Source organism: Pirellulales bacterium, from assembly GCA_019636345.1.
GTDB lineage: Bacteria > Planctomycetota > Planctomycetia > Pirellulales > Lacipirellulaceae.
Window position 1 is genome coordinate 219917 of record JAHBXQ010000006.1, and the last position, 13753, is coordinate 233669.

The window sequence follows — 13753 nt, forward strand, 5'->3', positions numbered from 1 at the left end:
GTGTGAGGATGAAACATCAAAGAGAATAACCAAAGCGTGCCCGCGAACCACCCGTCCGCGGGCACGCCCGTTCGAATTGCTCTGAGCGTCGAGTTTACCGGCGACGAACTGCCAGCAGACCGAGCCCAGCCAGGACCGACAACGCAATCGAGGTCGGCTCGGGCACCGGGAAGTTCAGACGCAGTTGCGGCGAGAACTCGCCGTTGGCGTTGCTGGCCCCCGAGAACGGACCTCCCGTCGGGTTGTTCGGGTCCGTCGTGTCGGCGTCATACGTCGGATTAGTGTTCAGGGTCGTCATTTCCTTGGGATTGAACAGATAGTTAAAGTTGACCCAGTTGCCGGGATCACCGGGGGTCATTGCCGTTGCGATCGCGTTGGCCTCGTTGCGAACGTGGACGGCAAACACGGCGACCGGGTTGCCGGCCTGGATTTCGCCCAGCAAGAACGCGTCGAGGGCGCTGCTGCGGAAGTCGATCGGAGAGCCGACGGCCAAGCCGTTTTGGGTGCCCAAAGCGGGGAAGTCGCGATCGCCTAGCGGCACGGCGGACGAATTGAAGTCGCGAGTTCCGACGTTTCCGTCCGGGGTCAGACCCGGGGCGCCGACGACGTCAATGACGCCGGGAATGAACGCGGTCGTGTAGGCAATCTTTGATTCGTCAAACGAAGAGTTCGGAATACCCCAGTAAACGAGCCCGTTCATGCCGAGGTCGGGGTCGAAGGTGTCGGTATCCTGAATCCGGCCGATGGTCAGTTGATTATTGTTCCGCACCGTCAACCGTAGGACCGAGTCGGTGACGTCGGCGGCGGTGATCCCGCTCAGGTCGAACTGCAAGTACATGATGCGATTGCGGTCGCCCAGGTCGGCCGGGTCGGTGTAGTCAAACGTCGGCGGGGTCACGAGATTCCGGACGTTGCTGGCCAACTCGTTGCTCGCCCCCCGATTTGCCGTGGGGGTTTCCTCCCGGATTTCCGCGTCGGCCCCGAGGCCGAAGTTCGTCGGCCGGACGATCTGGCTCGCCTGGGCGACGCCCAAGCCGGCCATCGCCGCGGCGATGGTGAGGTGAATTGACAGTCGTTGCAACTTCATGAGACAGCTCCCAAACAAATGGTGTGAAGACAGACCGCGGACTGTCCTGTCGAGGACGTTGTGCCGTGACGAGATCCCCCGACACTGGGGCTAGCTGTTCCAGGTCCAGACGCGTTGGCGCCCGGCTGAAACCATCGTTGGCGCCGGCCACGCGCCTCGATTCATGGCCCGTTAGTGACGAGAATTTGACAAGCTGGGTCGCCCGAACGGACGAAGCGCCCGCAAGCACGCCTGCAACCCTTGCATCCGACAGATTCATCCTAGTCGCAGGCGAATATCCGTAAACGAGCCCTCTTTGCAATAATCGTCCGGGAAAGCGAAACATCGCCAGGATGATTGCAGGGGCCTTTCCGGTCTCTGCCGGGTCAGGCTGATCCAGGTGCCAAATCCGCCCGGAGAACTAGGCTCTTTCGTATCGGGATCATCCGTTCGGGGGCTTCGATCCGGTTCCGCTCTCGAGCAAACAAGCGGCCCAGGACGTTCCCAATCCTTGCAGAAAAATTTCGCCGATTCTCACGGTATCGACTCCCGTTGGCAGTCGAACTCCGCATTCGAACATGCCGCGTCAGGACAACACCTTCCGGCGGTATTCCCGGGGGCTCATCCCCAACTCCTGCTGAAACAGAATCGCCAACTGCTTGGCCGACGAGAAGCCGCTGATCCGAGCGATGCGGTGGATCTTTTCGTTCGGCTCGTCCATGAGCAGTCGTCGAGCCCGGGCCAGCCGCTGCCGACGCAGGTACTGGTACGGAGTCTCCTCGAGCGCCTCGCGAAACGCATATTCCAGCCACCGCCGCGAGACCGTTGCATGCCGGGCGACGTCGTCGATCGTGAACAAAGGCTCGTGCAAGTGGTCGTGCAGGAACTGCATGGCCGAGCGCAATCTCGGGTCCGTCACGGCGAACGTCTGCGTCGACTCGCGCTCGACGACCTCCAACGGCGGAATCGGCGGCTGGATGGTGTCCACCTGCTCACCTCGCATCAACAGGTCAAGCAATTCCGCGGCCCGATAGCCTTGCAACCGGTTGTTGCGGGCCACGCTGCTGAGGGTCGGCCGCACGTGCGAGCAGACCAGGTCCTCGTTCCCCGTGCCGACGATTGCAACGTCCTCAGGAACCTTGAGCCCCAACTCTCGGCAGGCTTCCAGGGCCGACCGCGCCCGATAGTCCGAGACGGCGAACACGCCCGCCGGCTTGGGGAGCCCCTGCAGCCAATCGGACAGCGCGGTGCTTTGTTGCAGCCAGTTGCCGCGCTGGTGGTAGGTGGGATACGCCAAGAACGCCGTGGAGGAATATCCCGCCTGGGCGAGCGTCTGCTCGAAGCCCTGTTGCCGCTCGTCGGAGTACGTGACGTCCCGCACGCCGTAGTAACCGAACGACCGAAATCCCCGCCCGATCAGGTGCTCGCCTGCCAGTCGCCCCATGGCGGCGTTGTCGATGATGCAGGCCGGCACGGGAGAGACGGGCAGTGCGCTGGAGACATTGACGATCGGCGTCTTCATCGCCGCGGCGCAGGCGGCCTCTTCCTTGGTGTTGATCGCCGACAAGATGCCGTCTCCCGGCCAGTCGACCAAGTCGACCACCGAGAGGACAGGCGTCTCGAGGGCCGCGACGTAACTCCAGTCGCGCCCTTTCTCGCCGGCGTAACTCAGGACCCCTTCGATCAGCACTTCGAGGTGCCCGCCGCGGGGAAAGGCCAGGGCGATCACGCGAGATTTGTTCATTCGATTGCAGGATGAGCGGGAAGAGGCGGGGAAACGCTCGACCACGGCAAGCAGCGACCAACCAATCTCCGCAGTCGGCATTGGGTCGTGCCCGGCGGTCACATTGTGGCCCAACGGGTCCGAGAAGTCGCCGGCGATACTTTGCAGCCTACAGGTGAATTATTGCAAGAACCGGCACTGGGTTGCAAATGACTCTCGGCGTAAATTGGAGGGAGTGACGGGCATCGTCGGCTCCCGCTGCGGGTGGCGACGCCCACGCTTTTCCCGATCAGGTATTCACTCAATCTTTTCGTGTTCGCGAATCCTCGCCCGCGTCGGCTGCCGAAGTCGGCTTGACGCGCGTGACATCGCGAACGACTTGAATTCGAGGAGGCATCTCGGATGAATGCGATTCTGCAGACTCGTTGTGCACGGAGCCGCCGGGCCTTCACGCTCGTAGAACTATTGGTGGTGATCGCCATCATCGGGGTTTTGGTCGCGCTGTTGCTCCCTGCGATTCAAGCAGCGCGTGAAGCAGCCCGCAACGCCCAGTGCAAGAACAATCTGCGGCAGATCGCGCTGGCGATGCTGAACTTCGAAAGCACCCACAAGTCGTTTCCGTCGGGCGGTTGGGGTTTTCGATGGATGGGCGACCCCGACCGGGGCGTCGGCCCGGGACAGCCGGGGGGATGGACGTTCCAGGTCGCTCCGATGCTCGAGCAGGGCAATGTCACATTCGTCGGCAAAGGACTCACGGGCACTGCGAAAAAAGCGGCGCTGGCTGAACAGCGCGCTACGGTCGTGGGAACATTTTATTGCCCGTCTCGGCGAGCGCCGGTCGGCATGCAGGGAGTAGAAACGACGCACAATGCCGATATTCCGGCAACGGAGGGAAAGACGGATTACGCGGCGAACGGCGGCAACAACTCGTTGTCGATCGGAGGCGGACCGGCTCCCAACTTCACAACGTTGAGCGATTGTCTCGGAAGCTTTCCCAACTGCGATTGGGCTTCGGGCAGAGCCCCCTCGGACGTGCAAATCGCCAATCTGTTCCGCGGGATCGTGACGTCTCGCACAGGCGCCAAGATTCGGCAGGTTAGCGACGGGACCTCGAACACGTTGATGCTCGGCGAAAAGAGCATGGATCAACGCTTCTACTCCAATGTCACCGAGCGTGATCTCTCGATGGAAGGGAACGACAACCCCGGCGACAACAGTTCCGCTTGGCAAGGGTACGACCAAGACACCGTCCGTTGGCCGGCAGAGTCCCGCCCGCCGATTCGCGACCAATTGGGAACGGAAGTTGTCATGGCTATGGGCGGACCGCACGCTTCGGCCATCAACGGCGCCATGTGCGACGGGTCGGTTCACGCCTTTGCATATGATATCGACCCCGTGACCTGGAATAACATTGCCATTCGCGATGACGGACAGACTGTCGACTTGCCGTAGTAGAGATCTTGTGGAGCGGTCGGGAGTTACTGCGTCGAGATTGAAGGTCCAAGCTTGCGCTGCGGCCGATACTCGGACCAGCGCCGAGATTTGCAGGCTCGCTTCTCTTCTCCGCCTCATTGGCTACGTGATCGCGGCGGGGCGTGTTCCAGTCGGGTTAGTCGCTCTGCCAAGCATCCAGCGGCGGGGTACTGCCTATCCATTCGATCTCAGCAGCGCCGGCTATCTCGTCCTCGTCTTTGACCAGCCGCGGTCGTGCCGTCGCTTCCACGGCGACCTCCTCGCCTGCAAATCCTCGAACGGCGTTCAACGTGATCGTCGGGTCGCGCGAGACGATCCGCGAGCGGCGGATGGCAAACTGCCGGACGTCCGTGAGGTTCAGCAACCCCCGACTCGCAACGGTCGCGTCTTCCACCGTGAACCGCGTCAGCGGGCTCTCGGGGATTCCCTTCACCTTCACGAATTCGCCCTGGCACGAACCGGCGAGCCCGCGGATCGTGACGTCGCGGTAGTACGGCGTCGACGGCGTCAGGGGGCGAGGAGGGAGGCGTTCGGCCAATTCGCCCACGAACATCGGGGCTCCCAGCATGTCGCAGAACACGGCGTGGTCCTGAGTCGTGAAGCGAATTCGCTCGAAGGAGAGCTGCTCGCCCCCGCCGCCGCGCGGGCGACGCGTTTTCAGATAGATCGCGTGCTTGACCCCTTCGAACACGCAATCGTGAACGTGAACGCGCCGGATCCCCCCCGCGGTCTCGCTGCCGCAGGTGACACCGCCGATGCCTCCCGCGGCGTAGTTGCGGCGGAACACGACGTTCTCGACCGGACGAGCGGTCCGCAGTCCGTCGGCGTTGCGGCCCGCTTTGAGGACGTAGCAGTCGTCCCCCGTGTCGACCGAACAGTACTCGACGAGCACGTTGCGACTCGACTCGACGTCGATTCCGTCGCCGTTGACCACGCCGCGACTGTCGATCGTGACGCCGCGCACCAGCACGCCGTCGCAGGCGATGGGAACGATGTTCCACATCGGGCCGCGGCGGAGGGCGACGCCCTCGACGAGCACGTCGCGGCATTCCACCAGCGTGATGAAATAGGGGCGAAAGTAATGCCGCCCCTGCCGGCCGTCGAACACGCGATCTTCGACCGGCGATTGCGGATCGACCAGCTCGTCGGAGAGCCCCGGGCGCGCTTCGCGGAGCGGTCCTGACTTGGGCCCCAGCAATTCGCCGGAGCCGGTGACGGCGCACCCTTCGGCCCCGCGGGCGTAGATCAGCCCGCCGGCGCTCATCAGCTCAATCCCCTCGTACCGCGTGAAGACCGGGGGGAGGTAATCTTCGATCCTGTCGCTGAATTCGAGCACGGCCCCGGCGGCCAGATGCAAATTTACGCGCGAGCGGAGCACGATCCGTCCGGTCTGCCACCGGCCGGCCGGGACCAGCGCCGTGCCCCCTCCCGCCGCCGCGACCCGGTCGATCGCCTGTTGGATTGCCGTGGTCGCGAGCTTGCCGCGATCTGCGATTGCCCCGCAGTCGACGATCGACACGGTTCGCGGCGGGAACTTGGGCCGCCGTGGCGTCGGCATTTCAAACGGCGCCACGATCGGCGCCACGTCGCGAGGCATCGCCGCGGGGCCAGTTTGGTCGCGAGTCGGGATCGCCTCGTCGGCGCGAACTACGGCGCCGATCGCCAGCAGGACGAGCGTCAAGGATGCGCTCAAGCGTAATGGCATGCCGATTCTCGTGGGGAGTTGTTCCGAATTGGGGATGCGGCCTCCGTCGAGCGCAAGCGGCGCCTACGCGGCGGATTCTGGCACCTCCTCGTCAGTGGGCTGTGCACGTCAAACGACTACTGGCGCGCGCCGCTCTCCAGCATAGCTTTCGAGAGTTCAAGCCTGTCGCCAACCGTCAGCAATTGCTCCTCCGCATTTGCCGCCGCATAGGCCGCTTTTGCCAACTCAAGATCGCCCTCGCGAACGCCTTTGACGACGATCGGCAGCGGAGCGGCCAGCGAGAGCAAACCGGGCAAGTCGCCGTACTTCACGATCCCGGGCAGAAAGGCTCCGTCGCGCCAATCGCCAAGGCTTGCGAACCGGAAACCGGCGACGTCGATCGCGGCTCGCGAGAACGCCGAGGGCGCCAGGGCAATCGCGGTCGCACTCCACGGCGCAGCGTCCGCTGGCGCAACAAGGGCCGGCTTGTCGCCAGTCGGAAAAGCCAAAGCGAGGGCCTGAGCCGTTGAAACCAGATCAGCGGCCCGTTGGGACACGAGGGTCCGATTGTAGCCGTAGGTGTAAGCGGCCAGATCGCGATCGCCTTCCACCGTGCGGTTCGCGTCAATCGGACGACCGTCCAGCGTGCAGTCCCCCTGCCCCAGCACGTCGACGCCGACGACTGCGTAGCCCGCGTCCAACAGCCGCCGGACTTCCCCCCGCAAGTCGCCGCTTGTCTCGGCCAAACCGGCCTTGCCGCGGGGATCGGTCCACAGGACCCATCCGGTCGGCTCTTGCGAAGGCCGAAGGATCGTCACCGGCAGCACCGCCCCGCGTCGGCGCTCGCGCACCACCCCATGCTCGCGAGTCTCCCCGTCGGAACCGGTTTCCCGGGCCATTGATGCAAACACGGCGTCCCCTGCCTCAGGCGGAGGCCCGACGAGCACACGCAGCGCCGCGCGCATTACTTCGCGGAACTGCTCCAGCGACGCCGCGTCGGTCGGCGTCAGCTTGGCGAGCTGCCGCTCGTCGCGGGCGGTCAGCTCCCGCACCAAGGCTCGCTCGTGCTCGTCCCCGCTCGGCGGCGCCGGGTGCGATGCGTCCCACACTGACATCTCCGCAATGCTCAGCGGCACGTAATCCCGCTCGACGACCGGGCCTTCGAGACCCAACTGCAGGTGCTCGTTGAACCACTCGTACATCGCCTCCCGCGTCACGGCGTTGTAGTTGTGCGGAAACTGCGTCAGCTTGGCCAGCTTCACTCGATCCGCCGCACCGACGAGCCGGTAGAGCTGCTGCAACTCGGGATACCCCAACTCGTGGAACTGGGCCGTCCAATCGTTCGCGCTGGCCAGCCCCAACGGTTTGGGCGCCATCAGGGCGGCGATCTCCACATTGCCCGAGTCGACGCGCAGGCAACAAGCGTTCTCGCACGGGCAGCCACCCTGCATTGCGGTCGAGACCATGACCGCCTCGAAGGCCGCGGCAGGGCGGTCGTCGACTCCGCAGATCATCATCGTCTGGGTGGCGCCGCCGCTTCCGCCGGTGACCCCGATTCGCGCCGGGTCAACGTCAGGCAGCGACGCCAGCCAATCAAGCGCACAGAGCCCGTTATAAACTTGCACCCCGAACACGCTTTGCATCCGCAATTCAGCTTGCGTGCTGAAGAATCCCCAATGCTCGGGCCCCTCGAATTCGGGGCGAGAAGAGGCGAGTCGATGCGATACGCTCTCGGGCAATTGCCGGCTGTCGGCGTAACCTTCCAGGTCGTAGATGAACGCGATGCAGCCCATGCGCGCCAACTGCACGCAGCGGGCTTGCAGGGGATGGCGCCCGCCGGTCGGAAACGTCTCGGCCCCCATGGCGATTTGCGCTTCGACCGTCTCGGCGCCCAAGTCGCCGAACCGCCCGCCAGGCCAGTGGCCGTAGGGGCTAAGCACTGCCGGACGTCTCTCTCCTGCAGGCGCAGGGGCCTTGGGGCGGTACAGATTGCCGGTTACGAAATGCCCCGGGTAACTCTCCAGAATGACTTTCTCAACCGTATACTCGTCGCGATCGACACGTCCATAGACGACTGCGCGGGGTTTGGGACGTTCCGGCTCGGGCCACAATCCGGCTGCGACGAGGATCTGCGTGCGGACCTCGCGGGAGCGCACTTCCCAGGCAGCGCGGGTCGCCGGCGGGGTGAACGGGAAATAGCTCTCGCGGAGCGTCTTCAGCGGTTTCAGCCTTGCGTCGCCGCTGGGGGCTGCACTTGCCGGAGGTGCGTCGGATGCTGCCGCTCGCTGATTTTCGCCGCCTGCGACGAGGGCCCAGGTTGTCATGGCCGCGACTGCAGACCGCTGAATCTTGCAAGACCGTTGCACTCGAGACGGCTTCACAAAACGAGTATCCATGACCATCGACTCGCAGAATGCGGGAAAAGCAGCGGCCGCGACGCCGCAGGCGGGGCGGCTGGCGCCTGCAACCACCTTCGCGTTTGGGCCGCTTGCGTGCAAGCGGCCGTCTTTTGCAAAATACGCTCGCTGTTTGCAGTTCACGAGGTCGCGTACAGTCGATAAAGCAGGCCGCAGTCTGTCGGGCCTCGCCGAGGCAGCGCTCCTCAACTCATTGAACCGACAATTCGCTCGGCTCCGCTCATTGCGCGGAACGCAGCAACCAGAATTGTCGACAGCTTGTCCCGAGTCGTCGTTCAGCCGCGGCGAGCACGCTGGACCTTTCACCCCCAGAGACTTCATGCGCGGCGCTCTGCAATTCCTCGCTCTCTTTGCGACTGCCCTGTTCTGCCCGCTCGCTGCGGCCGAGCAGGTGCGGATTGACTTCAGCCCGGCCACTGGCCGACGAGACCATGCCGCCCCTGGTTGGGAGGAGTGGCAAGTCCCCAACGGTCCCGCGGCCGTGCGCGAGTTTGGCGGCGTACGAGTCGAGCTTGCCTCGGGAGCGGAGAGTACGCTCAAGGGCGATTGGTTCAAGGCGGGGCTCGTCACCGGCGCCAACATGGCGACCGACGGCGTACTTGCGGTCGACGGCCCGTCGCCGCGGACGCTGCTGGTGAGAATCTCGGGGCTTGCTCCGGGGCGCCATTCGGCGACAACCTACCACAACTCGTTCGGCAAGGAGCCGCTGCCGCCCGTTCGAGTTCAGCTCGACAAACGAGAGCCGGCCGGTAGCTTGGTCGTGACTCCCTCGGTTCGCGCTTCGGACAACGAGGGAGCCGCTCACGCTCACTTGGAGTTCGACGTCGCCGACGACCAGCCGGTCGTGTTGCGGATCGAGTCGACCGGCGCCGATGACGCGGCCGCGGTTGTGCTCAACGGTCTTGAGATCGACGTCGCGGCCCCGGAACTCCGTGCCCGTCGACCACGTCCGGCCGACCGAGATTGGCACGCCGACGGCGATGCCGGATCGGTTGCGCTCGTTTGGGAGCCGGCTCCCAAAGCGACCAAGCAGCGGCTGCTGGTCGTCGCAGCGAAGACGCCCGAAGAGGCCGAGGCCCTGCTGGAGGATTCGACCTCCGCCGTCGCGGTCGCGGAACTCGACGCCGCTCAGGCGACGCACCTGTTGCCGCTCAACGGCAACGCGAGCTCGCATCTCCACTACCGCTGGCGGGTTGATGCGATCGAGGCCGAGGGCCAAGTCGTGCGCGGCGACGTGTGGAGTTTTCGCGTCCGGCAACTCGCCTTTCCAGGAGCGGAGGGGTACGGCCGGTTCGCCGTCGGGGGACGCGGCGGGCGAGTCGTGCACGTCACCAACCTGGACGACAGCGGCCCCGGCAGCCTTCGCGCGGCGGTCGAGGCCGAAGGACCCCGTACGGTCGTGTTCGACGTGAGCGGGCGGATCGTCCTCAACGACAAGCTTGTCATCCGCAATCCGTTTCTCACGATTGCCGGGCAGACGGCCCCGGGCAAAGGGATCTGCATCTCGAACTACAATCTGGGAATGTTGGGGGCTCGCGACTGCATTGTCCGCTATATACGGGTCCGCCCCGGCGACACCGCGGGGGTCACGCTCGACGGCATGGGCATGGCCAGCGCCGATCATGCCATCATCGATCACTGTTCCATCAGTTGGAGTCAGGACGAGGCGTTCAGTTCCCGCGGCGCGAAGAACATTACGCTGCAGCGAACGCTGATCTCCGAGGCCCTCAATGTCGCCGGGCACGCCAAGTACAAGCCGGGAACGCAGCATGGTTACGCGGCGAGCATCGGCGGCGACGTCGGCAGCTTTCACCACAACCTGCTCGCCCACTGCGCGGGTCGCAATTGGAGCCTTGCCGGCGGGGTCGATCAGGCCGGGGTCCACGCCGGGCGACTCGATATTCGCAACAACGTCGTATACAACTGGAGCCATCGCACCACCGACGGCGGCGCGAAAGAGGTGAACTTCGTCAACAACTACTACAAGCCGGGGCCGGCGTCGCGGGTGTTCCACGTTCTCAAACCGGAACACCAACTCCCCTTCGGACCGCAGGAGTACTTTGTGCTGGGGAACGTCATGGAAGGACGATACGGCGCCAACCAGCGCTACGCCGGCGTGCAGGAGTCGCCGAACAAGCCGATGAGCGAGTACGTCGTCGAGCGTCCGTTTTTCGAGTCGTTCGTGACCACGACGTCGGCTAAGAAGGCGTATGCCGACGTCCTCGCCGATGTTGGCTGCAATCGGCCGAGCCTCGACGACCATGACAAACGAGTCGTCGCCGAGGTCCGTCGCGGCACGGCCAAGTACAAAGGAAGCAAGAGCGGGCTGCCGGGGCTTCCCGACTCGCAGGAGGACGTCGGCGGTTGGGAGGACTATCCTGAGATTCGTCGCCCGGCCGACTGGGACTCCGACGGCGACGGCCTGCCCGACGCCTGGGAATTAGCCCGCGGGCTCGTTCCCCGTTCGCCGGACGGCGATTTTTCAGACGCCAACGCCGATCCCGAGGAAGACGGATACACCAATCTGGAGAAGTACCTCAACGAACTTGCGGCCGGACGTTGAGCCGCGTTCGAATCTTCGAGGCGCAACGCAACCACGAGCCTTATGGAGCCCGCGAATGACGGCGAATCGCCGTTGCCGCAATCCGCTCGGAAAGGCCGAGACACGCAATGGCATCCCCGGCATACTGATTCCCTTTGGTCGAACGTTGCCGCAAGCGACTCGGCTGGTCTGAGAGCGATTTGCGCCCTTTCACGTCCTTGGCGGGCCCCTTGACCGCCGCATACGAACGCCGAACCGCCGCCGCCGATTTGACATGAATAAGCTTCGCAGCCTGTGCATTCTCGCTCTGACGGCAGGATCGTGCGCACCGCTCGCTCGCGCCGCGGACGACGACCCCGTCTATCTCTTCACGACCTTTCACGGCAACGGCGAAGACGGCCTGCGGTTCGCCTACAGCTTCGACGGCTACCGCTGGGCGAACGTCCCGGGAACGTTCCTCAAGCCGAGGGTCGGCAGCGGGTTGATGCGCGACCCGAGTCTGCTGCGGGGCCCCGACGGACGGTATCGCCTCGTGTGGACGACCGCCTGGAAGGAGGACCAAGGCTTCGGCTACTCGTCGAGCGCCGACCTCGTTCACTGGAGCGAGCAGAAGTTCGTCTCCGCGATGATGCACGAGCCGACCACCGTGAACGTCTGGGCGCCTGAGCTGTTCTACGACGCCAAGCGCGAGCAGTACGTCATTCTGTGGGCGTCGACGATCCCAGGGCGGTTCCCCGACGGTCAGGAGGAATCGACGAACAACCACCGGATGTACTGCACGACGACCAAAGACTTTGTCGACTTCGCTCCGACGAAACTCTATCTCGACCCCGGGTTCAGCGTCATCGACTGCGTCATTGTCGCCCACGACGAGCGCTTTGTCCTCGTTCTCAAGGACAACACTCGACCTGAGCGGAACATCAGCGTCGCGTTCGCCGACGATCCGCTTGGCCCGTGGGAGGACCGCTCGACGCCGCTGACGGCCCATCTCACCGAGGGGCCGACGGTGCTCCGGACCGGCGACGACTGGCTGATCTACTATGACAGCTACGGCGACAAGTCCTACGGCGCCCTCCGCACGCGCGACTTTCGCACATTCGAGGACGTCAGTTCGCAGGTTTCGGTTCCCCGTGGACATACGCACGGCACGATCTGTCAGGTCACTCGCAAGGAACTGGCGTATCTGATTCGCGTCGGGAGCGAGCAAGTTCCCCAGACGCGTCTGCCCGTCGATCCGGCGCTTCCCGTCGAGGAACTCCAATCGCGACTTGCAGAAATCGACAACGTCGTCGCCCGCGGACCGTATCGTCCCGACTGGGATTCGCTCCGCGAGTTTCAAACCCCCGCGTGGTATCAAGACGCCAAGTTCGGCATCTTCATCCACTGGGGGCCCTACGCCGTCCCCGCGTTCGGGAGCGAGTGGTATCCCCGCACGATGTACACGTCGGGAACGCCCGAATTCGCGCATCATCTGAAGACCTACGGCCCGCACGCCCGGTTCGGGTACAAGGACTTCATCCCGCAGTTCAAGGCGGAGAAGTTCGACCCGTCCGCGTGGGCCGAGTTGTTCGCCGCCGCGGGGGCCAAGTACGTCGTTCCCGTGGCCGAGCATCACGACGGCTTCCCAATGTACGCCAGCGATTATACCGACTGGTCGGCCGCGAAGCGCGGTCCGGGCCGCGACGTTCTTGGCGAGCTGGCCGCCGCCTTGCGCGAGAAGGGGCTCGTCGTCGGCGCTTCGTCCCACCGTGCCGAGCATTGGTTCTACTTCGATCCCGGCCTGCGGATCGATTCCGACGTTCTCGATCCGGCGAACGCGGACCTCTACGGACCGGCCGTCAACAAACGGGTCGCCGAAAACCAGTCCGAGCCCCCCGACGAGCAGTTCCTGGACGACTGGCTGCTGCGAAGTTGTGAGATCGTCGACAAGTACCGCCCCCAGGTCATGTACTTCGACTGGTGGATCTGCCAGCCAGTGTTCCAACCGTACTTGAAGCGGTTCGGCGCCTACTACTACAACCGGTGTGCCGAGTGGGGCCAACCGGGGGCGATCAACTTCAAGGACTGGGAGGGGCGCAGTTTTCCCGACGGCACGGGGGTGTTTGACATCGAACGGGGCTCCGCCCCGGCGATTCGCGCCGACTTCTGGCAAACCTGCACGTCGGTCTCCAAGTCGTCGTGGGGCTACGTGACGAACCACGAGTACAAGCAGGCCGGCGAGATCGTCGACGACCTGATCGACGTCGTCAGCAAAAACGGCACGATGCTGCTGAACATCGGCCCCCAGGCCGACGGGACGATCCCCGCGGAGGAAGCCGCAATGCTCCGCGACATCGGCGCCTGGCTGGCGATCAACGGGGAGGCGATCTATGGTTCGCGTCCCTGGACGCGATTCGGCGAGGGCCCGACCGAAGCGGTCGCCGGTTCGTTTGCCGACACGAAGCGCGACCCCTTTACCAGTCGCGACGTCCGCTTCACGACCAAGGGGAACGTGCTGTACGCGATCGCACTGGCGGCGCCCGCCGACGGCAAGCTGTTGGTGACGTCGCTGGCGGGATACGGCGACGGATCGGCAGAGGATGCAACGCCGCACATCGAGAACGTCGAACTGCTGGGCGCCGACGGCCCGGTCGACTGGGAGCACACTCCCGCGGGCCTCGCCGCAAAGATTCCCCTGCCTGCCCCGTCGGAATATGCCGTGACGCTGAAAATTACGCTGCGCGGCGCGGTTCCGGCGCCCACGGGAACTGACTAACCACGGGGCGCCACGGCGGGGGAGGGAGCAGGAACTGCGCACTCCACGCCCTCAGCGTCGCCGTGGTCGATGACATCGTAATTAAGTCCAACG

The 13753-nt window shown here is 64.5% G+C and carries 7 protein-coding genes; 3 read left to right on the forward strand and 4 right to left on the reverse strand.

Translation table 11 applies throughout. The annotated features are described in order from the left end of the window. Window positions 1-94: 94 nt before the first annotated feature. Complete coding sequence (locus KF688_15375) at window positions 95-1087, reverse strand: PEP-CTERM sorting domain-containing protein (GenBank protein MBX3427058.1); 993 nt, start codon at window positions 1085-1087, stop codon at window positions 95-97. Between the two features lie 565 nt (window positions 1088-1652). Continuing rightward, window positions 1653-2810 carry a DNA-binding transcriptional regulator gene (locus tag KF688_15380; protein ID MBX3427059.1) on the reverse strand — a complete coding sequence of 386 codons (1158 nt, stop codon included), beginning with the start codon at window positions 2808-2810 and terminating at the stop codon, window positions 1653-1655. 381 nt (window positions 2811-3191) lie between these two features. Between KF688_15380 and KF688_15385 the strand changes: the two genes are divergently transcribed. Beyond that, window positions 3192-4241: a DUF1559 domain-containing protein gene (locus KF688_15385; GenBank protein ID MBX3427060.1), complete on the forward strand. Its 1050-nt coding sequence runs from the start codon at window positions 3192-3194 to the stop codon at window positions 4239-4241. Between the two features lie 157 nt (window positions 4242-4398). Here the strand turns inward: KF688_15385 and KF688_15390 are convergent, their stop codons facing one another. Together KF688_15390 and KF688_15395 are read right to left on the reverse strand one after the other, a co-directional pair. After that, window positions 4399-5967: a glycoside hydrolase family 28 protein gene (locus KF688_15390; protein ID MBX3427061.1), complete on the reverse strand. Its 1569-nt coding sequence runs from the start codon at window positions 5965-5967 to the stop codon at window positions 4399-4401. 116 nt (window positions 5968-6083) lie between these two features. Beyond that, a complete protein-coding gene (locus tag KF688_15395; protein ID MBX3427062.1) occupies window positions 6084-8270 on the reverse strand; it encodes an acetylxylan esterase in 2187 nt (728 codons plus the stop codon). Window positions 8271-8682: 412 nt separating this feature from the next. Here KF688_15395 and KF688_15400 point away from each other — a divergent pair, with 412 nt between their 5' ends. Beyond that, the gene (locus KF688_15400; GenBank protein MBX3427063.1) at window positions 8683-10926 is read left to right on the forward strand and encodes a hypothetical protein; all 2244 of its coding nucleotides are present in this window, start codon (window positions 8683-8685) and stop codon (window positions 10924-10926) included. Window positions 10927-11179: 253 nt separating this feature from the next. Beyond that, a complete protein-coding gene (locus KF688_15405) occupies window positions 11180-13660 on the forward strand; it encodes an alpha-L-fucosidase (protein MBX3427064.1) in 2481 nt (826 codons plus the stop codon). The last annotated feature ends 93 nt before the right edge of the window (window positions 13661-13753 follow it).

Bases quoted from the DNA above. Each gene is read 5' to 3' on its own strand.
- KF688_15395 (MBX3427062.1), bottom strand. From the start codon at position 8,270: ATGACAACCTGGGCCCTCGTCGCAGGCGGCGAAAATCAGCGAGCGGCA.
- KF688_15390 (MBX3427061.1), bottom strand. From the start codon at position 5,967: ATGCCATTACGCTTGAGCGCATCCTTGACGCTCGTCCTGCTGGCGATC.
- KF688_15375 (MBX3427058.1), bottom strand. From the start codon at position 1,087: ATGAAGTTGCAACGACTGTCAATTCACCTCACCATCGCCGCGGCGATG.
- KF688_15405 (MBX3427064.1), top strand. From the start codon at position 11,180: ATGAATAAGCTTCGCAGCCTGTGCATTCTCGCTCTGACGGCAGGATCG.
- KF688_15385 (MBX3427060.1), top strand. From the start codon at position 3,192: ATGAATGCGATTCTGCAGACTCGTTGTGCACGGAGCCGCCGGGCCTTC.
- KF688_15400 (MBX3427063.1), top strand. From the start codon at position 8,683: ATGCGCGGCGCTCTGCAATTCCTCGCTCTCTTTGCGACTGCCCTGTTC.
- KF688_15380 (MBX3427059.1), bottom strand. From the start codon at position 2,810: ATGAACAAATCTCGCGTGATCGCCCTGGCCTTTCCCCGCGGCGGGCAC.